The sequence below is a fragment of the Glutamicibacter sp. genome (assembly GCF_050701915.1).
Lineage (GTDB): Bacteria > Actinomycetota > Actinomycetes > Actinomycetales > Micrococcaceae > Glutamicibacter.
In genome coordinates this window covers 16,875-38,026 of the sequence record NZ_JBOGEG010000036.1, presented here as the reverse complement: position 1 = coordinate 38,026, position 21,152 = coordinate 16,875, and the positions used below count along the sequence as shown (strand labels likewise).

At 66.5% G+C, this 21,152-nt stretch carries 21 protein-coding genes; 13 read left to right on the top strand and 8 right to left on the bottom strand.

Annotation, left to right across the window (positions count from 1 at the left end; all coding sequences use genetic code 11):
- Nucleotides 1-36 precede the first annotated feature (36 nt).
- Nucleotides 37-843, bottom strand: a complete 807-nt coding sequence (locus tag ACRDT3_RS16170; protein ID WP_431493959.1) for a MaoC/PaaZ C-terminal domain-containing protein — start codon at nt 841-843, stop codon at nt 37-39.
- Complete coding sequence (locus ACRDT3_RS16165) at nt 840-1,742, bottom strand: SDR family oxidoreductase (protein ID WP_431493958.1); 903 nt, start codon at nt 1,740-1,742, stop codon at nt 840-842. The genes ACRDT3_RS16170 and ACRDT3_RS16165 overlap by 4 nt, the downstream gene beginning before the upstream one ends.
- A gap of 107 nt (nt 1,743-1,849) precedes the next feature.
- Between ACRDT3_RS16165 and ACRDT3_RS16160 the strand changes: the two genes are divergently transcribed.
- The 5 genes from ACRDT3_RS16160 (at nt 1,850) to ACRDT3_RS16140 (ending at nt 6,250) form a co-directional block, all read left to right on the top strand.
- The gene (locus tag ACRDT3_RS16160) at nt 1,850-2,596 is read left to right on the top strand and encodes an enoyl-CoA hydratase family protein (protein ID WP_431493957.1); all 747 of its coding nucleotides are present in this window, start codon (nt 1,850-1,852) and stop codon (nt 2,594-2,596) included.
- 2 nt (nt 2,597-2,598) lie between these two features.
- Nucleotides 2,599-3,444, top strand: coding sequence for a CoA transferase subunit A (locus ACRDT3_RS16155; protein ID WP_431493956.1), 846 nt, complete (start codon nt 2,599-2,601; stop codon nt 3,442-3,444).
- Nucleotides 3,437-4,204 carry a CoA-transferase subunit beta gene (locus ACRDT3_RS16150; protein WP_431493955.1) on the top strand — a complete coding sequence of 256 codons (768 nt, stop codon included), beginning with the start codon at nt 3,437-3,439 and terminating at the stop codon, nt 4,202-4,204. Before ACRDT3_RS16155 ends, ACRDT3_RS16150 begins: the two co-directional genes overlap by 8 nt.
- Nucleotides 4,201-5,289 (top strand): NAD(P)H-dependent flavin oxidoreductase, encoded by a 1,089-nt coding sequence (locus ACRDT3_RS16145; RefSeq protein ID WP_431493954.1) that lies wholly within the window; start codon nt 4,201-4,203, stop codon nt 5,287-5,289. Before ACRDT3_RS16150 ends, ACRDT3_RS16145 begins: the two co-directional genes overlap by 4 nt.
- Nucleotides 5,290-5,479: 190 nt before the next feature.
- Nucleotides 5,480-6,250: a hypothetical protein gene (locus ACRDT3_RS16140; protein WP_431493953.1), complete on the top strand. Its 771-nt coding sequence runs from the start codon at nt 5,480-5,482 to the stop codon at nt 6,248-6,250.
- An 18-nt stretch (nt 6,251-6,268) separates the two neighbouring features.
- Here ACRDT3_RS16140 and ACRDT3_RS16135 read toward each other — a convergent pair whose 3' ends face one another.
- The 3 genes from ACRDT3_RS16135 to ACRDT3_RS16125 are packed head-to-tail and all read right to left on the bottom strand — an operon-like array spanning nt 6,269 to nt 9,430.
- A complete protein-coding gene (locus ACRDT3_RS16135; RefSeq protein ID WP_431493952.1) occupies nt 6,269-7,420 on the bottom strand; it encodes an acetyl-CoA C-acetyltransferase in 1,152 nt (383 codons plus the stop codon).
- A gap of 13 nt (nt 7,421-7,433) precedes the next feature.
- On the bottom strand, nt 7,434-8,237 hold the full coding sequence (locus ACRDT3_RS16130; protein WP_431493951.1) for an SDR family oxidoreductase: 804 nt from the start codon (nt 8,235-8,237) through the stop codon (nt 7,434-7,436).
- Nucleotides 8,234-9,430 carry an acyl-CoA dehydrogenase family protein gene (locus ACRDT3_RS16125; protein ID WP_431493950.1) on the bottom strand — a complete coding sequence of 399 codons (1,197 nt, stop codon included), beginning with the start codon at nt 9,428-9,430 and terminating at the stop codon, nt 8,234-8,236. The genes ACRDT3_RS16130 and ACRDT3_RS16125 overlap by 4 nt, the downstream gene beginning before the upstream one ends.
- Before the next feature lie 124 nt (nt 9,431-9,554).
- Here ACRDT3_RS16125 and ACRDT3_RS16120 point away from each other — a divergent pair, with 124 nt between their 5' ends.
- The 4 genes from ACRDT3_RS16120 to ACRDT3_RS16105 are packed head-to-tail and all read left to right on the top strand — an operon-like array spanning nt 9,555 to nt 13,693.
- Nucleotides 9,555-10,406: an enoyl-CoA hydratase gene (locus ACRDT3_RS16120; RefSeq protein ID WP_431493949.1), complete on the top strand. Its 852-nt coding sequence runs from the start codon at nt 9,555-9,557 to the stop codon at nt 10,404-10,406.
- On the top strand, nt 10,407-11,585 hold the full coding sequence (locus tag ACRDT3_RS16115; RefSeq protein WP_431493948.1) for an acyl-CoA dehydrogenase family protein: 1,179 nt from the start codon (nt 10,407-10,409) through the stop codon (nt 11,583-11,585).
- The gene (locus ACRDT3_RS16110; RefSeq protein WP_431493947.1) at nt 11,582-12,568 is read left to right on the top strand and encodes an acyl-CoA dehydrogenase family protein; all 987 of its coding nucleotides are present in this window, start codon (nt 11,582-11,584) and stop codon (nt 12,566-12,568) included. Before ACRDT3_RS16115 ends, ACRDT3_RS16110 begins: the two co-directional genes overlap by 4 nt.
- A 9-nt stretch (nt 12,569-12,577) precedes the next feature.
- Nucleotides 12,578-13,693 (top strand): acyl-CoA dehydrogenase family protein, encoded by a 1,116-nt coding sequence (locus ACRDT3_RS16105; RefSeq protein WP_431493946.1) that lies wholly within the window; start codon nt 12,578-12,580, stop codon nt 13,691-13,693.
- Between the two features lie 435 nt (nt 13,694-14,128).
- Here the strand turns inward: ACRDT3_RS16105 and ACRDT3_RS16100 are convergent, their stop codons facing one another.
- Nucleotides 14,129-14,857, bottom strand: coding sequence for an SDR family NAD(P)-dependent oxidoreductase (locus ACRDT3_RS16100; RefSeq protein ID WP_431493945.1), 729 nt, complete (start codon nt 14,855-14,857; stop codon nt 14,129-14,131).
- Nucleotides 14,858-15,029: 172 nt separating this feature from the next.
- On the opposite strand from ACRDT3_RS16100, the gene ACRDT3_RS16095 reads away from it, so the two are divergent.
- Both ACRDT3_RS16095 and ACRDT3_RS16090 read left to right on the top strand, forming a co-directional pair.
- Nucleotides 15,030-15,902: a CoA transferase subunit A gene (locus ACRDT3_RS16095; RefSeq protein ID WP_431493944.1), complete on the top strand. Its 873-nt coding sequence runs from the start codon at nt 15,030-15,032 to the stop codon at nt 15,900-15,902.
- Nucleotides 15,895-16,695, top strand: coding sequence for a CoA-transferase subunit beta (locus ACRDT3_RS16090; protein ID WP_431493943.1), 801 nt, complete (start codon nt 15,895-15,897; stop codon nt 16,693-16,695). The genes ACRDT3_RS16095 and ACRDT3_RS16090 overlap by 8 nt, the downstream gene beginning before the upstream one ends.
- Nucleotides 16,696-16,878: 183 nt before the next feature.
- Here the strand turns inward: ACRDT3_RS16090 and ACRDT3_RS16085 are convergent, their stop codons facing one another.
- Together ACRDT3_RS16085 and ACRDT3_RS16080 are read right to left on the bottom strand one after the other, a co-directional pair.
- Nucleotides 16,879-18,099 carry an acetyl-CoA C-acetyltransferase gene (locus tag ACRDT3_RS16085; protein ID WP_431493942.1) on the bottom strand — a complete coding sequence of 407 codons (1,221 nt, stop codon included), beginning with the start codon at nt 18,097-18,099 and terminating at the stop codon, nt 16,879-16,881.
- Nucleotides 18,099-18,914 carry an SDR family oxidoreductase gene (locus ACRDT3_RS16080; protein ID WP_431493941.1) on the bottom strand — a complete coding sequence of 272 codons (816 nt, stop codon included), beginning with the start codon at nt 18,912-18,914 and terminating at the stop codon, nt 18,099-18,101. Before ACRDT3_RS16080 ends, ACRDT3_RS16085 begins: the two co-directional genes overlap by 1 nt.
- 300 nt (nt 18,915-19,214) lie before the next feature.
- Here ACRDT3_RS16080 and ACRDT3_RS16075 point away from each other — a divergent pair, with 300 nt between their 5' ends.
- A complete protein-coding gene (locus tag ACRDT3_RS16075) occupies nt 19,215-19,664 on the top strand; it encodes an acyl-CoA thioesterase (RefSeq protein ID WP_431493940.1) in 450 nt (149 codons plus the stop codon).
- A 49-nt stretch (nt 19,665-19,713) separates the two neighbouring features.
- On the top strand, nt 19,714-21,150 hold the full coding sequence (locus ACRDT3_RS16070) for an MFS transporter (RefSeq protein WP_431493939.1): 1,437 nt from the start codon (nt 19,714-19,716) through the stop codon (nt 21,148-21,150).
- Nucleotides 21,151-21,152: the final 2 nt, after the last annotated feature.

Below are 21,152 nucleotides of genomic sequence, written 5' to 3'. Positions count from 1 at the left end.
GTCCTTTGGCGTGCGGCGGCTAGCGGCCGGCAATGCTCAGCCGAAGACCGCCAGTCCGTCGGCGATGACCGTACGGTCGGCCACGGCTGCCTCGAACCGCCCGTGGTCCCAGGTGGAGACCTCGATGCGGTCCCCGGGGAAGACGACCCCGGAGAAGCGCCCGCCGAATTCGACCAGGTCCGCCGGGTGCGCCCCAGCCAGTTCGGCCAGCGGCAGCGTGGTCGCGGCCAGGGTGGCCAGCCCGTGCAGGATCGGGCGGTCCTGCCCGATGCGCTTCGCTGCCTGCGGATCGATGTGGATGTGGTGCTTGTCCCCCAGCAGCCGGTAGAGTGCCGCCTGGTTCGGCGCAGTCTGCACGCTGGCGGTGCCGGCTGACGGCGTGTCCGGGGCGGCGGCGCGGCCTGGGCCGCGCTGCCCGTTGAACCCGCCGAAACCGGGGGCGAAGATCTGCCAGGTGGCCTGGAAGTAGTCGCATTCGACGATGACGTTGAAGACGGCGGCGCCGCCCTTGTCCCAGACCTCGCCCACGCGGGCATTCAGTGCCAGTTCCCCGCTGCGCGGCAGCGGCTTGGCCACCAGCAGTTCCTGGGCGCCATGCACGGCACGGTTATCGAATGCGCCGCGATCGGCCAGCACATCCGGAGCCCACTGGGCCAGGGTCAGCCCGAAGGAGGGCAGCACGCGCAGCCGGTCCTCGAAGACCAGGTCGAGGTCAGCGGGCCGGGCCCCGACGGCGAGCGCGTAGAGGATCGCCTGGTCCTCGGTGTATCCGACGGTCTTCTCGCCCAGATGCTGGCCGGCCCACGCGCCGGCGGTCATCGGGTCTGCAGCGGCTGTGCTCATGATCCGTACACCGGTTCCGGTACGGCGGCCTGGGCCAGCAGCTGCTCGATCTGGGCGCCGACCTCGGCGGCATCCCAGCGGGCGCCGGCGTCGACCTGGGGGCCGTGGTTCCAGCCTTCCTCGATGCACACGCGTCCGCCTTCGACTTCGATGACCCGGCCGGTGACCTCGCAGCCGGCGCTGGCCAGCCAGGCCACGACCGGGGAGACGTTGGCCGGATTCATCGCGTCGAAGCCTTCCTCCGGGGCGGCCATGCTCTCGCCGAAGGCGTCTTCGGTCATCCGGGTGCGGGCTGCCGGGGCGATGGAATTCACGTTGACGCCGTAGCGGGCCAGCTCGTGGGCGGCGACCATGCTCAACCCGGTGATTCCTGCCTTGGCGGCCGAGTAGCAGGCCTGCCCGACGCTGCCCTTCAGCCCTGCGCCGGAGGTGGTGTTGATGACCCGGGCCTGCGGGGTGCGCCCAGCCTTGGCCTCGTCGCGCCAGTACTTGGCGGCATGGCGCAGCGGGGCGAAGTGGCCCCTCAAGTGCACGCGGATCACCGCGTCCCATTCCTCTTCGGTGGTGTTCACCAGCATCCGGTCGCGCACGAACCCGGCGTTGTTGACAAGGATGTCCAGCCGGCCGTAGGTGTCGATGGCCTGCTGCACCATGGCACCGGCCTGTTCGAAATCAGCCACATCGGCGCCGTTGGCCACGGCCTGCCCGCCCTCGGCGCGGATGGCCGCGACCACATCGTGGGCCGGGTTCGCCGGGTCGATGGCGCCACCCAGGGTGGTGCCGAAGTCGTTGACCACGACCATCGCTCCCTGGCGGGCCAGTTCTAGTGCATGCTCGCGTCCGAGTCCGCGGCCTGCGCCGGTCACGATGGCCACTCGGCCGCTCAAAATGCCAGTCATGGGCTTTTTCCTTTCGTCGATGTGCTGTTCATGGATTGCCAGTGTACCTGAAACCAAGCAAGTGCTAGGGTAACAAACAAGCAAACGTTAGGTACAGGGAGATCCCAATGTCGATCACTTCAGCAATGCACTCCAACGGCGTCCGCGTCATCACCATGGACTACCCGCCGGTGAACGCGCTGCCGGTCGCCGGATGGTTCGGCATCGCCGACGCCATGAACGAAGCGGCCAAGGACGCCAAGACCCGCGCGGTCATCTTGCGCTCCGAAGGCCGAGGCTTCAACGCCGGCGTGGATATCAAGGAAATGCAGTCCACCGACGACTTCAACGCCATCCTCGGCGCCAACCGCGGCTGCTTCGCCGCCTTCAAGTCCATCTACGAGTGCGCCGTCCCGGTCATCGCCGCGGTCAACGGCTTCTGCCTGGGCGGCGGCGTCGGCCTGGTGGGCAACGCTGACACCATCGTCGCCAGCGACACCGCCTACTTCGGCGTGCCGGAGGTCGACCGCGGCGCGCTAGGCGCGGCCACCCACCTGGCCCGCCTGGTGCCGGCCCACATGCTGCGCACCTTGTACTTCACCAGCAAGAACATCAGCGCCCAGCGGCTGGCCGAGCTGGGCTCGGTGGCCGAGGTAGTCAGCGCCGACACGCTGGATGAGACAGCGTTCTCCTACGCCAACGAAATCGCCGCCAAGGACCCGCGCGTGATCCGCGCGGCCAAGGAGGCGCTGAACTGCATCGACCCGATCGATGTGAATCGCAGCTACCGCTTCGAGCAGGGATTCACCTTCGAACTGAACCTCGGCGGAGTCGCCGACGAGCTGCGCGACGACTTCGTCGCCACCGGGGCCTAGCCATGGCCGGCAAGCTCATAGATGCTGCGGACCTGGGCGGGATGTTCGAGGACGGGATGACCATCGGCATAGGCGGATGGGGATCGAGACGCAAGCCCATGTCCCTGGTGGCCGCGCTGGTGCGCTCCGGGGCCAAGGACCTACGCATCGTCAGCTTCGGCGGCCCGGATGTCGGGACGCTGTGCGCCACCGGGCAGGTGCGCGAGGTCGTCCACGGGTTCGTCACCCTTGATTCCATTGCGGTGGACCCGCACTTCGCGGCCGCCCGGCAGTCCGGGGCCATCACCACTATGGAACTGGACGAGTCGATGCTGGTTTCCGGGCTGCGCGCGGCCGGACGGCGGCTGCCCTTCGAAGTGACCCGCAGCGGGCTGGGATCGGACGCGCTGACCGTCAACCCGCAGATCCGCACCATCACTTCCCCCTACGAGGATGGCCAAACGCTGGTGGCGATGCCGGCTGTGGCACTGGATGTGGCGCTCATCCACCTGAACCGGGCCGACGCGCTGGGCAACGGACAATGCCTGGGCCCGGACCCCTACGTGGACGACCTGTTGGCCAGGGCCGCCGCGCGCACCATCCTCAGCGCCGAAACGGTGCTCAGCACCCGGGAACTGACCGCGGGCGCGCACCCCTCCACGCTGCTGCTGAACCGCACCATGGTGGACCACGTCTTCGAGGCCCCCGGCGGCGCGCACTTCACCGCCTGCCTGCCGGAATACCCGCGCAACGAGGAACTGCAGCGCGAGTACGCTGCCGCAGCCGCCGATCCCGCACTGTGGGAGCACTACCGCGCCAAGTACTTGGAAGATGAGAGCATCTGGCGCAAGGAGGCCTCCGATGCCTGAGACCCTGTTAACCGCCAGCCGCGCGGAGATCGCGGTGGCCGCCTGCAGCGACCTGTTCCGCGGCCAAGGCGAGATCCTCGCCAGCCCGGCCGGGATCATCCCCACGCTCGGCGCCCGGCTGGCCGCACTGACCCATGCGCCGACGCTGATGCTCAGCGACGGCGAATCCACCATCTACGGGGATGTTCCGGCCCTGGGCGCGCAGAGCGAATTCAGCGCCGGCTACCTGCCCTACCGCGAGCTCTTCGAGCTGATCGCCGCCGGCAAGCGCCACGTGGTGATGGGCGGCGCGCAGATCGACCGGGAGGGGAACCACAACTTCTCGGCCATCGGCGACCACTTCCAGCCGCACCGCCAGCTGCTCGGCTCCCGGGCTGCGGCCACCAACACCATCAACCACACCACCAGTTACTGGATTCCCCGGCAGTCCAAGCGCAGCTTCGTTCCGGACGTCGACTTCGTGACCGGGGTGGGCAGCACCCGCGCCAAGGCCGCAGGGCCCATGGCGGCGCGATTCCACAACCTGCACCGGGTGGTCACCAACCTCGGGGTCTACGACTTCAGCGGGCCCGGCGGCACCATGGCGCTGCGCAGCCTGCACCCCGACACAACCCTGGACGAGATGCTGGAATCAACCGGCTTCGAGCTGCACCTGCCGGACACCATCGAAGCCACCCGCCTGCCCGATCAGCAGGAACTTGAACTGATTCGCGAGGTCCTGGACCCCGCCCGCCGCAGAGAACAAGAGGTCAGCCCTTGAGCACCACCAACCGCATCCGCACCCCCCTGACCGAGCTCATCGGAATCCAGCACCCAGTGGTGCAGACCGGAATGGGCTGGGTCGCCGGGCCGAGTCTGGTGACCGCCACCGCGCAGGCCGGCGGCCTGGGCATTCTCGCCTCGGCGACCATGACCTGCGAGGAGCTTGAAAAGGCCATCGTGGAAACGAAGTCCCGCACCGAAAAGCCCTTCGGCGTCAACCTGCGCGCCGATGCCGCGGACGCCAGCGACCGAGTGGACCTGCTGGTCAAGTACGGCGTGAAGGTCGCTTCCTTCGCGCTGGCGCCCAAGCGCGAGCTGATCGACAAGCTCAAGGACAACGACGCGGTGGTCATCCCCTCGGTCGGCTTGCCCCGCCATGCGCAGAAGGTCGCCGCCTGGGGCGCCGACGCGGTGATGATCCAAGGCGGCGAGGGCGGTGGCCACACCGGCGCCACCCCGACCACCCTGCTGCTGCCCTCCGTGCTGGACGCGGTGGACATCCCGGTGATTGCGGCCGGCGGATTCTTCGATGGACGCGGACTGGCCGCCGCGCTGTCCTACGGCGCGTCCGGGATCGGCATGGGCACCCGCTTCCTGCTCACCAGCGACAGCGCCGTGCCCAAGCACATCAAGCAGCGCTACCTGGAGTTCGGGCTGGACGGCACCGTGGTGACTGCCAAGGCCGACGGCATGCCGCACCGGCTGCTGCGCACCGAGTTCATCGACAGCCTGGAAACCAGCTCTCCGCTGGGCCGGCTGCTGGGCACGGCGCGGCGCACCCTGCAGTTCAAGGAGCTCTCCGGCCAGTCCTGGCTGGGACTGGCCCGCGACGGGCTGAGCATGAAGCGCGGCACCGGCCGTAGCTGGGGCCAGATGATGCTCGCCGCCAACACCCCGATGCTCCTGAAGGCCGGCTTGGTCAATGGCGATACGCAGGCCGGCATGCTTGCATCCGGCCAGGTGGTCGGGGTCATCGACGATTTGCCGACCTGCGAGCAGCTCGTGGACCGGATCATCGACGAAGCTGTCGAACGCCTCTCGGTGCTTGGAGGCTTGGTGCAGAGCAAGGACACCCTCGCCTAGGACCAGGCAGCTGCAGTGCTCCAGCCCCTTCAGCTCTTCTGCCGACAACACCGCCTGGATCGTGACGGCAACGCTGCTCGCCGGCGCGGTGGCAGTCCCGATTTCCGGACGCCTGGGCCACCTCTTCGAAAAGCGCCGGATGGTCCTGGTCTTCGCGCTGCCGTAGATTCTCGGCGGATTAGTCTGCGCTGTGGCCCCCAACGTCGCGGTCATCGAGTTCCCTGACTGGCGCTGGCCGTTCATCGGCGGCTCCGTGGTGACGCTGATCGTTGCGTTGCTGATCTGGAAACTCATCCCAGGCCTGGAGGCCGGCGCCGCGGGTCAACGCTTCGACTGGCTCGGTGCGATCGGCCTGGCTGCAGGCATTCTGTCACTGATACTGGCCATCTCCAAGGGCTCGGCATGGGGCTGGGCCACGCCGCTGCCTCCGAGCCTGTTCGGCATTTCGGTGCTGGCGCTGGTCTTCTGGGGCTTCTGGAAGCTGCGGCCATCCCCCCGCGTGCTCCTCACCGCAACCCTTGTCAACAGCGGCGTGGCCTGCGCCTACGGCGCGATGCCGTCGATCATCATGAGTTCGGTGCCACGCAGCGAAACCGCCGCGGGCAACGGCTTCAACACGCTGATGCGTTCGCTGGGCACCAATGGCAATGCCGCGGTCATCGGCCAACTGCTCGCGCAGATATCCACCGACTTCCACGGCGCCATGATCCCGACAGGGCAGGGTTTCCGCACGGCACTGCTGCTCGGTGCCGGTCTTTCCGTGGCCGCAGTGATCATTGCTGCGTTCATTCCGAAGAATCCGCCGCGCAGCGAACTGGAACCCGTCGACGTTCCGCTGTCGGCCAACGCCAAGCAGTTCCCTGGCCAGTGCCGGAACGGGCAGCCATGGGCGCCTCATGAAGTTGCCAGTGCTGATCGGCAAGATCCCCGCCGGGTTGGCCCGTCGGGGATCTTGGATTAAAAGGCGGCTGGCCGGGTGCTAAAGGCGCTCGATGATGGTGACGTTGGCCTGGCCGCCGCCCTCGCACATGGTCTGCAGGCCGAATCGTCCGCCGGTGCGTTCCAGCTCGTTGAGCAGGGTGGTCATCAACCGGGTGCCGGTGGCACCGATGGGGTGGCCCAGGGCGATGCCGCCGCCGTTGACATTGACCTTCTGCTGGTCGATGCCCAGCTCGTCCATCCAGGCCAGGACTACCGGGGCGAACGCCTCATTGCATTCGAAGAGATCGATCCCGTCCACGCTCATGCCAGCGCGTTCCAGCGCATACTTGGTGGCGCGGATCGGGCCGGTGAGCATCCACACCGGATCATCGGCGCGCACCGACATGTGGTGCACCCGGGCGCGCGGAGTCAGCCCGTGCTCTTGAACCGCCTTCTCCGAAGCGATGAGCATCGCGCTGGCGCCATCGCAGATCTGCGAGGCCACCGCGGCAGTCAGCCGCCCGTCCTCGGTCAGGGTGTCCAGCGACGCCATCTTCTCCAAGGTGGTGCCGCGGCGGATTGTTTCGTCCAGCTGCAGCCCATTCAGGGCAACGATCTGCGAGTCGAAACGGCCTCCGTCCGTGGCGGCGGCGGCGCGCTCGTGGCTTTGAAGTGCGAACTGCTCCATGCGCTCGCGGGAGATGTCCCACTTTTCGGCGATCATCTCCGCCCCGCGGAACTGCGAGACCTCCTGGTCTCCATAGCGCTTCACCCAGCCCGGGGATTCGGCGAAGGGGGTGGTGAACCCGAACTCGGCTCCGGCGATCATGGCCGCGGAGATCGGGATCTTCGACATGTTCTGCACGCCGCCGGCAATGATCAGGTCGGCGGTGCCGGACATGACGCCCTGCGCTGCGAAGTGCACCGCCTGCTGGCTGGATCCGCACTGCCGGTCGATGGTCACCCCCGGCACGTGGTCCGGCAGCCCGGCCACCAGCCAGGCGGTGCGGGCGATGTCCCCGGCCTGGGAGCCCAGGGTGTCGGTGCACCCGAAGATCACGTCATCCACCGCACCCGGGTCGATGCCGGTGCGCTCGACCAGCGCGGAAATCACGTGCGCGCCCAGATCCGCCGAGTGGATCTCGGCCAGCGAACCGCCGCGGCGGCCCACCGGGGTGCGCACGGCGTCGATAATGTAAGCCTCATTCATTGTGCTGCTCCTTCTATGCCTGCTGGCTGCTGACCGGGACCACTTCACCGGTCATGTAAGAGGAATAGTCGCTGGCCAAGAACACCATGACGTTGGCAATTTCCCACGGCTCGGCGGCACGGCCAAAGGCCTCGCGCGAGGCGAGCTCCTCGAGCAGCTCGTCGGAGGTGACCTTGGCCAGGAAGGGATGCATGGCCAGTGACGGGGCGACCGCGTTGATGCGGATGCCGTGCGGGGCCACGTCCATGGCCGCCGAGCGGGTCAGCGCCATCACGCCGGCCTTCGAGGCGGCGTAGTGCGCCTGTCCTTCCTGGGCGCGCCAGCCGATCACCGAGGCGTTGTTGATGATCACCCCGCGGGTGCCGTTCTTCACCATGCGCTGGCTGGCCGCGCGGACCGAGCGGAAGGTGCCGGTGAGGGTCACGTTCACGACCTTCTCCCACTGCTCGTCTTCCATCTCAAGGATGGAGGCGGTGCCGCCCAGCCCGGCGTTGTTGATCATGACGTCCACGCCGCCGCAGTCCTCGGCGACATCCAGCAGCGCTTGGACCTGCTCTTCGTTGGTCACGTCGCAGACTGCGAAGCGCACGCGTTCGGCGCCGAATTCCGCGCCCAGCTCGGTGGCGGAAGCTTCGAGACGGCCGGCGTGGGTGTCGCCCAGCACCACCAGAGCGGCGCCTTCCTCCAGGGCGCGGCGGGCGGCTGCGGCTCCGATGCCGGCCCCGGCGGCCGCGGTCACCACGACCCTGCGTCCTGCCAGCAGGCCATGGGCGGGAACGTACTCGGGCGCTGGTTGTGCGATGCGTTCAATGGTCATGCGCGAATCTCCTTGGGCAGGCCGAGCACGCGCTCGGCAATGACGTTGCGTTGGATTTCATCCGAACCCCCGTAGAGGGTGTCGGCGCGGCTGAACAGGTACAGGGCCTGCAGCTCATCGAGCTCGTAGGGCGCCTGCGCGACGGTCAGTCCGCCGGCGCCGGCCACGGCCATGGCCAGCTCGCCGAGCGAACGGTGCCACGGAGCCCAGAGCAGCTTGGTGATCGATGCTTCGATGCCCTGCTCGCCGCTGAGCGTGCGCAGCCCGTGCATGCGAAGCATATCCAGTCCCATCTGGGACTTGACGATCTGGTCTTGGATAATGGGATCCTCGATCGCGCCATTGGCGCGGGCCAGGTCGATGATCAGCTGCAATTCGCGCTGGAACGCGATCTGCTGGGCGAGCGTGGACACGCCGCGCTCGAAGCCCAGAGTGCCCATGGCCATCGACCAGCCCGCTCCGGGCTCGCCGACCACCAGGTCCGCGTCGGTGACCGCGCCGTCGAAGAAGACTTCGTTGAATTCCGAGGTTCCGGTCAGCTGCAGGATCGGGCGGATCTCCACGCCCGGCTGGTCCATCGGAACCAGCAGGTAGGACAGGCCGCGGTGCTTTGCGGATCCTGCCTCGGTGCGGGCGATGACGAAGCACCAGTCGGCGGTGTGCGCCAGCGAGGTCCACACCTTCTGGCCGTCGATAACCCACTTCCCGTCCTCCAGGCGGGCCTTGGTCTTCACCCCGGCCAAATCGGATCCGGCGCCCGGCTCGGAGTAGCCCTGGCACCACAGTTCCTCGACGGCGATGATCTTGGGCAGGAAGCGGACCTGCTGTTCGGGAGTGCCGAAGGCGATCAGTGTCGGGCCCAGCAGCTCCTCGCCCAGGTGGTTCACGCGGGCCGGGGCGTCGGCCCTGGCGTATTCCTCATGGAAGATGACCTGTTGCTGCAGGCTCAGCCCGCGGCCGCCGTGTTCCTTGGGCCAGCTGACGCAGCTCCAGCCGTGGGCGGCCATGTGCCGGTTCCACTCCAGGCGCTCTTCGAATGCTTCGTGCTCGCGCCCCGAGCCGCCCAGTCCGCGCAGTGCGGCGAACTTGCCGACGAGGTTCGCTTCAAGCCACTGACGGAATTCCTGCCGAAACGCGTCATCTTCCGCTGAATAATTCAGATCCACGGCTATTCCCTCACTCTCGATATCCATTGGTCTCTTGATTGATCTTCGCTTATGCTAGCAAACCAAGCACTTGTTTGGTTACTGTAGTCCCAAGCAAGTTTTCACGGTTGGATTCCCAGCCGAAATGCGACACAGGACAAGGAGACCCGCGATGACTCTGAACGACAGTGACGGCGTTGTAACCTACGAAGTGCGCGGCACCACGGCGATCATTCGACTGAACCGCCCCGAGTACCGCAACGCACAGAACTCTAAAATGACCTACGCCCTGGACGCCGCGTTCACCCGCGCCGTCGAGGACGACGCGGTCAAGGCCATCGTGCTGGCGGGCAACGGCAAGCACTTCAGCGCCGGCCACGACATCGGCACCCCTGAACGCGATGCCGACCAAAGCTTCGAACGCAAAGCAGTGATCTGGTGGGACCACGTCGGTACCGAGGGCGTCGACTCGCGCTTCGCCCGCGAATCCGAGGTGTACCTGGGCATGTGCCGCCGCTGGCGCGAATTGCCCAAGCCGGTTATCGCGATGGTCCACGGCGCCTGCATCGCCGGTGGCCTGATGCTGGCCTGGTCCTGCGACTTCATCGTGGCCAGCGAGGACGCATTCTTCTCGGATCCGGTGGTCCGCATGGGTATTCCCGGAGTGGAATATTTCGCCCACCCCTGGGTCACCAACCCGCGCGCGGCCAAGGAAATGCTGTTCACCGGCGACCGCTTCACGGCCCGCCGCGCCTACGAGCTGGGAATGGTCAACCACGTCGTGGACCGTGAGCTGCTCGAGGAGCACACGCTGAATCTAGCCGAACGCATAGGCGCGATGCCGCGCCTGGGCTTGGCACTGGCCAAGAAGGCGGTCAACCAATCAGAGGACCTGCAGGGCCTGCGCGCCGGCATGGACTCGGTCTTCGGGCTGCACCACGCGGCCCACGCGCACAACGCAGAGGTCGGCAAGGACTCCCTGGCCGGACTGGGTGCCAAGAACATGGCGGAGGCGGCAAAGTAAATGAATCTTGACCTGACAGAAGAGCAGCTCGAGTTCGCTGCCGAGGCCCGCGCCTGGCTGGCCGAAAATGTGCCAGACACCCCGCTGCCATCCATGGACACCGAGGCGGGCTTCACCGCCCACCGCCAATGGGAAGCCAAGCTGGCCGAAGGCCGCTGGTCAGTCGTCTCCTGGCCGGAGGAATACGGGGGCCGCGGGGCCGGACTGGTCGAATGGGTGCTCTTCGAGGAGGAGTACTACCGCGCCGGCGCCCCGACCCGGGTGGCGCAGAATGGCATCTCACTGCTGGCCCCTATCCTCTTCGGGCATGGCACCGACGCCCAGCGCGAGCGCTTCCTGCGCGACATGACCGACGGCACGCTGATCTGGGCCCAGGCCTGGTCCGAGCCCGGAGCCGGCAGCGACCTGGCCTCCATCCGCAGCACCGCCAAGCGCGACGACGAGCGCGGCGGCTGGATCCTGAACGGCCAGAAGACCTGGAGCTCGCGCGCCCCATGGGCTGACCGCGGCTTCGGCCTGTTCCGCTCGGATCCCGAAGCGCATCGCCACCGCGGCCTGACCTACTTCCTGTTCCCGATGGACGCTCCGGGCCTGACGGTCCGCCCGATCACCCAGCTGGATGGCACCACGGGATTCGCTGAACTGTTTTTCGACGACGTGTTCGTCGCGGACGAGGACGTGCTCGGCGCCCCGGGCGATGGCTGGCGCGTGGCAATGAGCACCGCCGGCAACGAGCGCGGCCTGTCGCTGCGCTCCCCCGGCCGCTTCTGCGCCGCCACCGACCGGCTGATCGACCTGTGGCAGAGAAACCAGGAGCAGGACCCGTTCGCCCAGGATGCCGTGGTGGATGCCTGGATCAAGTCGGAGGCCTACCGGCTGTACACCTGGGGCACCGTCAGCACGCTGCAAGAAGGCGGGGACATCGGCGCCGAGGGCAGCGTGAACAAGGTCTTCTGGTCCGAGCTGGACATCGCCATCCACCAGACCGGTCTGGACCTGCTCGGCCCGGCCGCGGAATTGCGCTCCGCCTCCGCGGAAGCCGGAGGACGCTGGGTGGATGACTACATCTTCGCACTGGGCGGCCCGATCTACGCGGGCACCAATGAGATCCAGCGCAACATCATTGCAGAACGCATACTTGGCCTGCCACGCGGGACCGACGGACGGAAGGCGTCATGAAATTCGTAATCAGCGAGGAACAGCAGGCGCTGGCCGAGGCCATCGACCAGGTCATCGAATCCCTGGGCGGCTCCGCCGTGGCCCGCGCGGCCGCGGAATCCGATGCTGCCCCGGCCCGCAAGCTGTGGGAGCAGCTGGCCGAGCTCGGCCTGCTGAGCCTGTGCATTGATGAGGCAGATGGCGGCATGGGGGGAACCCCGGTGGATCTGATTGTCGCCTTCGAGCGCCTCGGCTACCACGCGGCTCCCGGACCGTACCTGGAATCCGCGGCGCTGCTGCCGGATCTGGTGGACGCCGAGCTGCGCGCATCGCTGGCCGACGGCTCCGCCATCGCCACCGCGGCGATCCCGGGCTTCGTGCCCTATGCGCTGGATGCGCAACTGTGCAGCCAGCAGTTCATCGTCACCAGGGATTCCATCACCCCGGCCGAGGCCGGGGAAGGACAGGAGTCCATCGATACGGCCCGCACCCTGCATGAGCTGGCCCCTGCCGGGCCGGCCGCCGCGTTGGATCCGCAGGCAGTGGCCCTGGCCATCGACCGGGCCACGCTTGGCAGTGCGGCGATGCTGCTGGGCGCCGGCGAACGACTGCTCGAAGAGGCAGTGGCCTACGCCAAGCTGCGCCAGCAGTTCGGCCGGGTCATCGGCGAATACCAGGGGCTGAAACACCAGCTGGCCAACGTCCGCGTGGCACTGACCTTCGCCCGCCCGCTGCTCAAGGGCGCCGCCCTGGATCTGGGCACCCCGGCCGGCGAACGCAGCGTCTCCGCCTCAAAAGTCGCCGCCGCGGATGCCGCCATACTGGCCGCACGCACCGCACTGCAGGTGCACGGCGCCATCGGCTATACCCAGGAACACGACCTGAGCCTGTGGCTCACCCGGGTGCATGCGCTGGCTTCCTCCTGGGGCACCGGCCGCTACCATCGCTCGCGCATCGCAGCGTCGATCCTGGCGCCCGCCGCGATCCTGACCCCCGCCAGCTAAGAGGACATCATGGACTTCTCACTCACCGACGAACAAAACGAACTGGCCAAGACCCTGCACGCGGTGCTAGCCCGCCATGCCGACCCGCAAGCCGTGCGCGGCGCCGCCGATTCCCAGCTGGGCTACGACCCGCAGCTGTGGCAGGTGCTCGCCGAGGACATAGGCGTCGCCTCCCTGGCCGTCCCGGAAGAATTCGGCGGGGCCGGCTGCGGCTGGCTGGAAACCGGACTGGTCTTGGAAACCCTCGGCTACCATCTGGCCCCGGCTCCGCTGCTCTCCTCGGCCGTGCTGGCCACCGCTGCCATCCTAGAATCCGGCAACACGGAAGCCTGCGAACGCCTGCTTCCGGGCATTGCCGAAGGCGAAACCCTGGCCACGCTCGCTTGGGCGGATCCCAACGGCAACTGGGATCCGGCCTCCAATGGCATCACCGCCACCCGGCAGGGCGATGGCTGGGCGCTGTACGGCGAGGCAACGCTGGTGATCGACGGGATGGGCGCCAATCTGGTACTGGCAGTGGCCCAGACCGAGAGCGGCACGGGCATCTTCGAGATCCTGGATCCGGAAGCGATCCGGCGGATCGCCACCCCGGCGGTGGACACCACCTTGCGCTTCGCCTCCTTCGCCTTCGACCAGGTGCCGGCCCGGGCGCTGGCCCCGGACGCCGAGGCCGCACTGTCCAAGGTCCGCGACATCGCCCTGGTGTCATTGTCCTGCTGGCAGGCCGGCACCGCCCGGCGCAGCCTGGACATGACCGTGGAATACTCCAAGCAACGCGAGCAATTCGGCCGGGCCATTGGGTCCTTTCAAGCACTCAAGCACCGCATGGCCGACATGCTGGTGCAAGTGGAGACTTCGCGGACCGCTGCTTGGGCCGCCGCCTGGTCGGCCGGTAACGACGCCGAGGACCTGCCGCAGCGCGCCGCCTCGGCAGCGGCCTGGTGCTCGGACGCGCTGGACCATGTCGCCGCCGAGTGCGTACAGCTGCATGGCGGAATTGCCATCACTTGGGAGCACGATGCCCAGCTGGTCTTCAAGCGCGCCCATGCCACGGGCCAACTCTTCGGCCCGGCACGAGCGCACCGCCAGCGCTTGGGCGACCTGCTGGGTTTGAGCGTAGCCTGACCATCGGCATTGATATCCAGCATGCCGTCCGCCAGGTGGTTTTGGTGGACGGCATGCGTGCATTTTGCCCTAGACGATGCTGTTATCTAGAAGCTTCTGCTCGTTGCCATGACTCTGAAATACGTGATGCAGGAGGGAGGCTGGCCGGTTTAGAATTCCGGATGCATGCAGGGTTTCGGCTTCCTGCCCATTTCCGGCGACTAGGTACTCGTAGGCATGCACCCTCACTGAACCAAGGGTTCGTCAAATGAGGCCACGTCATCTTGGTATTCCCGTGCCTGAAGGTTCCGTGCAAGCGCGGCTCGAAAAACAGAGGCGCTTGGCAGCCGAATTACTCACCATAAAGAACGACCGCACCGGGCGATGGCAAACGGATCGATACCCTGTTCCGCCGGAGGCTATGCCTGCCAGACGGCCATCCCGAGCTTCGATTTCTCAGGCCGTCAGCCCTCCATCCACAACGAAGTCCTGCCCTGTGCAGTAGCTGCTGGCATCGCTGGCCAGAAATGCCACCATGGTGGAGATCTCCCGCGGCGTGCCGACGCGCGGGATCGGATTCGACGAGATCGGACCGATGCCTGCGCGGGTCGCATCGTCACTCATGTCGGTATCGACAGCCCCCGGGCAGATGGTGTTCACGCGTATGCCGAATTGCGCATATTCACGTGCCACAGATCTGCCCACCCCGCGCAAGCCCCACTTCGACGCAACATAAGCTGCCCTATCCGGATAGCCGGTCAGCGCCGCAGTCGAGGAGATATTCACTATCGAGCCACCAGATTCCCTCATGACCGGAAGTACCGCCTGCATCCCCAGAATCGGGCCGACCAGGTTGACGTTCAATGTGGTGCGCAGCGAACTCTCGCTCGTTTCGCTCAATGGCGCAACCGGTGCAATGCCCGCGTTGTTGACCAAAACGTCCATCCTCCCGAACCGCCGCGCCGCGCCGCGAATCACACGCTCCCAATCCAAGACCGAGGTCACATCATGGTGGAATCCCGCCGCATGCTCCCCCAACGAGCCGGCAAGCACTTCGACCCCATGGTGGTCCACGTCAGTCAGCACAACCTTCGCCCCGAGCTCGATCATGAGCTTGGCATGCGCCTTCCCCTGGCCGCCGGCGGCGCCGGTAATCAGCACTACCTTGTTCTCCAGGTCGATCATCGGTCCAGTTCTCATCTGCGTCCTCCGCTCATCTCACGACAGTGATTCCCGCCGGCATTTAGCAAGATCACTGGCCAATGGGACTGCCCTGACTAATTCATTTCATCCATGCTAGCCTTGCAACCAAGCGAGCGCTAGGTTTTTAATTCGTTGAGGAAAAGAGGTAAGCCCAATGCCTGACAAGCGATTGGAGCTCAGTGACGCGGTAGCGTCCATCAGGTCGGGAATGACCATCGGTATCGGCGGTTGGGGCTCGCGGCGCAAGCCCATGGCATTCGTCCGCGAAATGCTGCGCACCGATGTCAAGGACCTGACCGTGGTCTCCCTGGGCGGCCCGGACATCGGCCTGCTGGTCGCCGCCGGCAAGGTCAAGAAGCTGATCTACGGTTTCGTGACCCTGGACAGCATCCCGTTGGATCCCCTGTTCACCGCTGCCCGCGAACGCGGCGAGCTGGAACTGCAGGAATACGACGAGGGCATGTTCGTGACGGGCCTGCGCGCAGGCGCCTCGCGCCTGTCCTTCCTGCCGACCCTGGCAGGTATCGGCTCTGACGTCCTGCCGGCCAACAAGCACCTGAAGACGGTCAAGTCGCCGTACTCGGACGACGAGTACGTTGCGGTTCCGGCCATCCGCATGGATGTCGCGCTGATCCACGTCAACCGCGCCGATGCAGCCGGTAACGTCCAGTTCCTGGGACCGGATCCGTACTTCGACGACCTCTACGCAATGGCCGCGGACCGCACCTTCGTGAGCACCGAGAAGATCGTTCCGACCGAGAACCTGCTCGATGAAGGTTCGTACCACACGCTGATGCTCAGCCGCATGTACGTCACCGGCGTCGTCGAGACCCCGCGCGGAGCGCACTTCACCACCTGCGAGCCCGACTACGGTCGCGACGAGGCCTTCCAGAAGCACTACGCCGCATCCGCCAAGGACCCGGCCGCCTGGGATGCCTTCACCGCAGAATTCCTGGCAGGCGACGAGGCGGCATTCCATGCGGCCGTCGAGCGCTTCCACGCAGAAAAGGAGAAAGCCAATGCCTAATGACATCACCATTGCCGAGATCTGCGTTGCGGCCTGCTCGGACATCTATCGCGAATCCGGCGAGCTGCTCGCCCATGCGGTGGGCATTGTTCCATCCATTGGCGCACGCCTGGCCAAGCTGACCCATTCGCCGGACATCATCCTCAGCGACGGCGAAGCCTTCATGATGAGCGAAGCCTCCCCGCTGGGCAAGCCGGCCTCCGCCGGCGGTGTCATCGAGGGTTGGGCTCCGTTCCGCCGCATCTTCGACATCGTGGCCACCGGCCGCCGCCAGAGCATCATGGGCGCGAGCCAGATCGACCAGTACGGCAACCAGAACATTTCGCTGATCGGCGACTGGGACAAGCCAAAGCGCCAGCTCATCGGCGTGCGCGGCGCCCCTGGCAATACCGCCAACCACCGTGTGGACTACTGGATTGCACGCCACAGCGCACGCCTGTTCGTTGAGTCGGTGGACATGGTCTCCGGCGTGGGCAACGACCGCGCCAAGGCGGCCGGACTCAAGCATCACCACCTGGGCGTGATCATCACCAACCTCGCCGTGCTCGGCTACGACGAGGACGGCCGGGTCAAGGTGCTCTCGGTGCACCCGGGCGTGGACCCGCAGGATGTCACCGACAACACTGGATTCCCGCTGGATGCCTCCAACGCGCCGGAAACGCGCCTGCCCACCAATGAGGAACTGCGCCTGATCCGCGAGGTCATCGACCCGCGCGCGGTGCGCAACCGCGAGGTCATCGACCCGCGCGCGGTGCGCAACCGCGAGGTGGCAGTGCCGCAGCCTGTAGGCTAGCGCTCCAGGCCTTGCAGAGCCCGGCAACCAGGTCCCAGGACCTGGTTACCGGGCTTCTGCTTTGCGTGTCCGGAAAGTCGGATGCCGCCACCATTTTGGCGGCATGCCCGGGCACGGCACAGCGCACGCCACCAGGATCCTCTCCTAGGGACGCGCGCTGTGTCTAAGCGTTCGTGGCAGGTGCTAGCTCAAGCGCTCCAGCACCAGCGCCATACCCTGGCCTCCGGCCACGCACATGGTTTCCACGGCGAACTGCTCATCGCGTTCCTGCAACGCGTGGATGGCGGTGGTGGTCATGCGGGCGCCGGTCATGCCGAATGGGTGGCCCAGCGCAATCGCGCCGCCGTTGACGTTGACCTTGTCCGGGGCGATACCGATGTCGTCGATGGACGGCAGCACCTGGGCGGCGAAGGCCTCATTGAGCTCCATGACATCCATGTCCTTGATCGACATCTTGGCATTGGCCAGTGCGCGCTTCACCGCGTCGACCGGTCCCAGGCCCATCAGCTCGGGGGTCATGGCGGCCACGCCGGTGGACACGATGCGCGCCAGCGGCTTCAGACCCAGTTCCTTGGCCTTGGTATCGCTCATGATCACCAGTGCGGCGGCGCCGTCGTTCAGCGGGCAGCAGTTCGCGGCGGTTACGGTGCCGTGTTCACGGAACACCGGGGCCATGGTGGCCAGCTTTTCCAGCTTCACCCCGGCGCGAGGGCCGTCATCGGTGGACACCACGGTGCCGTCTCCCAAGGTGACCGGGGTGATGTCCTTCTCCCAGAATCCGCGCAGCCCTGCGGCTTCGGCCAGGTTCTGGCTGCGCACTGCCCATTCATCCTGGGCTTGGCGGGAAACCCCGCGCAGTTGCGCGACATTCTCCGCGGTGTCTCCCATGGCGATGTAGATGTCCGGCAGCTCTCCCTTGGCGCGCGGATCGCTCCAGCGCAGGGAGCTGTCCTCGTTCAACGCCTTGGTGCGCTCCATCGCGGCAAAGAAGGCAGGGTTCTTGGTGTCCGGCATGCCGTCGGACTTGCCCAGGCCGAACCGCGAGACGGTTTCCACGCCGGCAGAGATGAAGACATCGCCCTCGCCGGCCTTGATGGCGTGGAATGCCATGCGCGTGGTCTGCAACGAGGACGAGCAGTAGCGGTGCACGGTGGTGCCCGGAACCGAGTCCAGGCCCAGCTGCATGGCGACCATGCGGGCGATGTTGTACCCCTGTTCGCCAGCTGGTTGCGCGCAACCCATCATCAAATCGTTGATGGTGTGCGGATCCAGCTCGGGAACCGCGTTGAGTGCGGCCTGGACCATCTGCGCGGCCAGGTCGTCGCCGCGCATTTCGCGCAGCGAGCCCTTGTAGGCGCGGCCGATCGGCGAACGCGCCGCGGAAACGATAACTGCCTCTGCCATTAGATTGCTCCTTCTACTTCAAGTTCAAGTGGTTTCAGTTCATCGGCGTTCGGCGTGTGCGCCAGGAAGGCAGGCCATTCCCCGCCACCGTCCACATCCAGCACCGCGCCGGTGACGTGGGATGCCATATCCGATGCGAGCATGACGCAGGCCGCGCCGATCTCGCGGGGTTCGGCGAGCTGTCCGCGCGGGATCGTGGCGGCAACCTTCTTGTAGCTATCCTCGTCTCCGTAGTGATCCACCGCGCCTTCGGTGGCCACCAGGCCGCAACTGACCGCGTTGACGCGGATGTGTGGAGCCCACTCGACCGCCAGGCTTCCGGTCAGGCTTTCCAGCGCCGCCTTGGCCGCGCCGTACACCGCGGTGCCCGGGCTCGGACGGCGGGCGCTGATAGAGGTGATGTTCACGATGGAGCCCTTCTGCGGCTGGCTCATCATCACCGGAAGCACGGCGCTGGCCACGTGCGCGGCCGAGAGAAAATTCAGTTCCGTGATGGCCTGCAGGTAGCGGGCCGAGCCCTTCTCGAAGCGGCCGAAGGGAGATCCGCCGGCATTGTTGACGGCCACGTCAATACGGCCGCGGCGGCGCTGCACGTCGGCAACCCAGTCCTGCACCTGTTCGGCGTTGCGTACATCCAGCTGCGTGAAATGCACTGACGGATGCTCGCTGACTCCGCCGTCCGCGGGGAGGTTGCGGCCGCAGATTTCCACGACAGCTCCGGCGTCGAGAAATGCCTGGGTGATTCCGGCACCGACTCCGCGGGCGCCGCCCGTCACGAGCACCACCCGATCCTTAAGGTCAATAACGACTGACATCGTTTTCCTGCCCTTCTTCTCACCAGCGGTGCTGCTGGGATGACCAGCCCACCGTGTGCCGATAGTTGTATGCGTATGGCGATTACCGAGTCGATAGCGGCCAGATAGCCGTCGATTCGCCGGCGAACCCGCGCGGCTGCCAAGTTCATTTCCTCCGCGGTCAACCATCAACCAAACGCTTGCTACATTGAGCATAAAGGCTTAATCTCTCATTACCAAGCATGCGTTTGGTTGGTTGGGAAGATTTTCGGTCCTGCGCACCTCGCGCAACAAGCTATCGACAAAGGATTCCGCAGGCATATGCAGACTAATTCCGCCACATCGGCCACCGTTCTCAAACCGGTGCATGAGCACACCCAGCGCCTGAGCTACGCGGACACCGATCCTGCCGGAATCCTCTACTACGCCACCTGGTTCCCGCGCATGGAAGCACTGCAGACCGAATGGCTGCTGCTGAACGGGTTCCGCCAGGACACCTTGCTGGAACGCTTCGGCTGGTGGACCGTCTCCCGGGCCACCCACTGCGACTATCTGCAGGCAGCCCGGCTGTTCGAGGAAATCACCATTGAGTTGCGCGTTGGCGAGATCGGGAACAGCTCGGTGCGCTTCGACTTCCAGATGTGGCGGCGCAGCAACCAGACCTTGGTCGCGACCGCTTCCAACTGGCTGGTGACCGTCAGCTCGGAGCAAAAAGCCATTCGGCTGCCGGAAGTTTTCCGCACCTTCCTGGAATCGGGCGCAGCCCAATGAGATCCGCCGTCTTTCCATGCCTTCCATCCGGCGAGCGCAGGTTGCATCCATGAGCCTCACCCGCAGCACTGAGGCGGCGGGTCCCCCGCGCAAGCCGACAAGCTCCCGCTGGCCCACCGTCATCCTGCTCGCCGTCAGCGGCATGCTCTCCTCGATGCAGTTCACGCTGGTTGTCCCCTCGCTGCCCAGCTTCTCCGAAGACCTGGGCATCTCCGCAGAGGACGCCTCATGGCTGGTGACCATCACCCTGCTCGCCGGGGCCGTGGGCACCCCGGTGCTCTCGCGCATGGCTGACATGTACGGCCGGCGGCGCCTGCTGCTGGTGGCCCTCGGGCTGCTGGTGGCCGGCTCACTGACCGCGGCATTCGGGCCGGGATTCGGCTGGGTGCTGGCGGGCCGGGCACTGCAGGGCTGCGCCTCGTCCATCGTTCCCATCGGCATCAGCCTGCTGCGCGGCATGATGCCGGCAGGGCGTGCGGGCACGGCGATCGCCGTCATGAGCGCTACCGTGGGCCTGGGCTCGGCCACCGGGTTGCTGCTCTCCGGGGTGCTGGGCAGCAGCGGCTTGGGTACCGCAGGGATTTTCATGTTCTCAGCCGTCGGCGGGATCCTTGCCCTCGGCGGCGTGCTGGTGCTGGTTGGCGATGCGGGCTCCTACCCCGGTGGCCGGTTCGACGTGCTCGGAGCGCTGTGCTTATCGGTGGTGCTGGCCAGCGCCCTGTTCGTCATCTCGAAGTCCAGCTGGTGGGGTACGAACCCGCTGCCGCTGGCGGTGCTATTCGGGTTAGGTGTGCTCACTGCCTGCTTGTGGGTTCCCTTGCAGCTGCGCAGCGACCGGGCGGTCATTGACCTGCGCACCGCTTTCCGCCGCCCGGTGCTGCTGACCAATATCGCCACTTTCTTCGCCACTGCGGGGATGTTCGCCAACCACCTGCTCACCGCGCACGAGGTGCAGGCTCCCGCAGGTATCGGGTCCGGACTGGGACTGAGCCCGGTGGAAGCGGGACTGGTCATGATCCCGGCCTCTCTGGCCATGGCCGGGTTCTCCCCGGTGGCTGGCATGCTGCTCAACCGCATCGATGGACGCAAGGTGCTGGCCGCCGGTGCGCTGGTCATGTCGCTGGCCTTCGTGTTCCGCCTTTCCACCCATGGTTCGCTGGCAGCCATCGTGATCGGCGCGGCACTGGTGGGCGTGGGCACGGCACTGAGTTTCGCTGCCATGCCGGCGCTGGTCATGGGATACAGCCCGGTGCAGGATGCCGCGGCCGCCAACGGCATCAACTCGCTGATCCGCACCTTCTCCGGCGCGGCCACCAGCGCGGTGTTCGCCTTCCTGCTCTCGAGCTTCGCGGTTTCCGCGGGCGGATCGCAGTACTTGGACCGGGCAGGACTGTCGGTCGCCTTCGGCGCCGTGGCCGCGAGCTGCCTGCTGGCCTCAGTGCTGGCCATGCTGCTGCCTACCGCGCCGCGCGGCGTGCAGCGCTGATC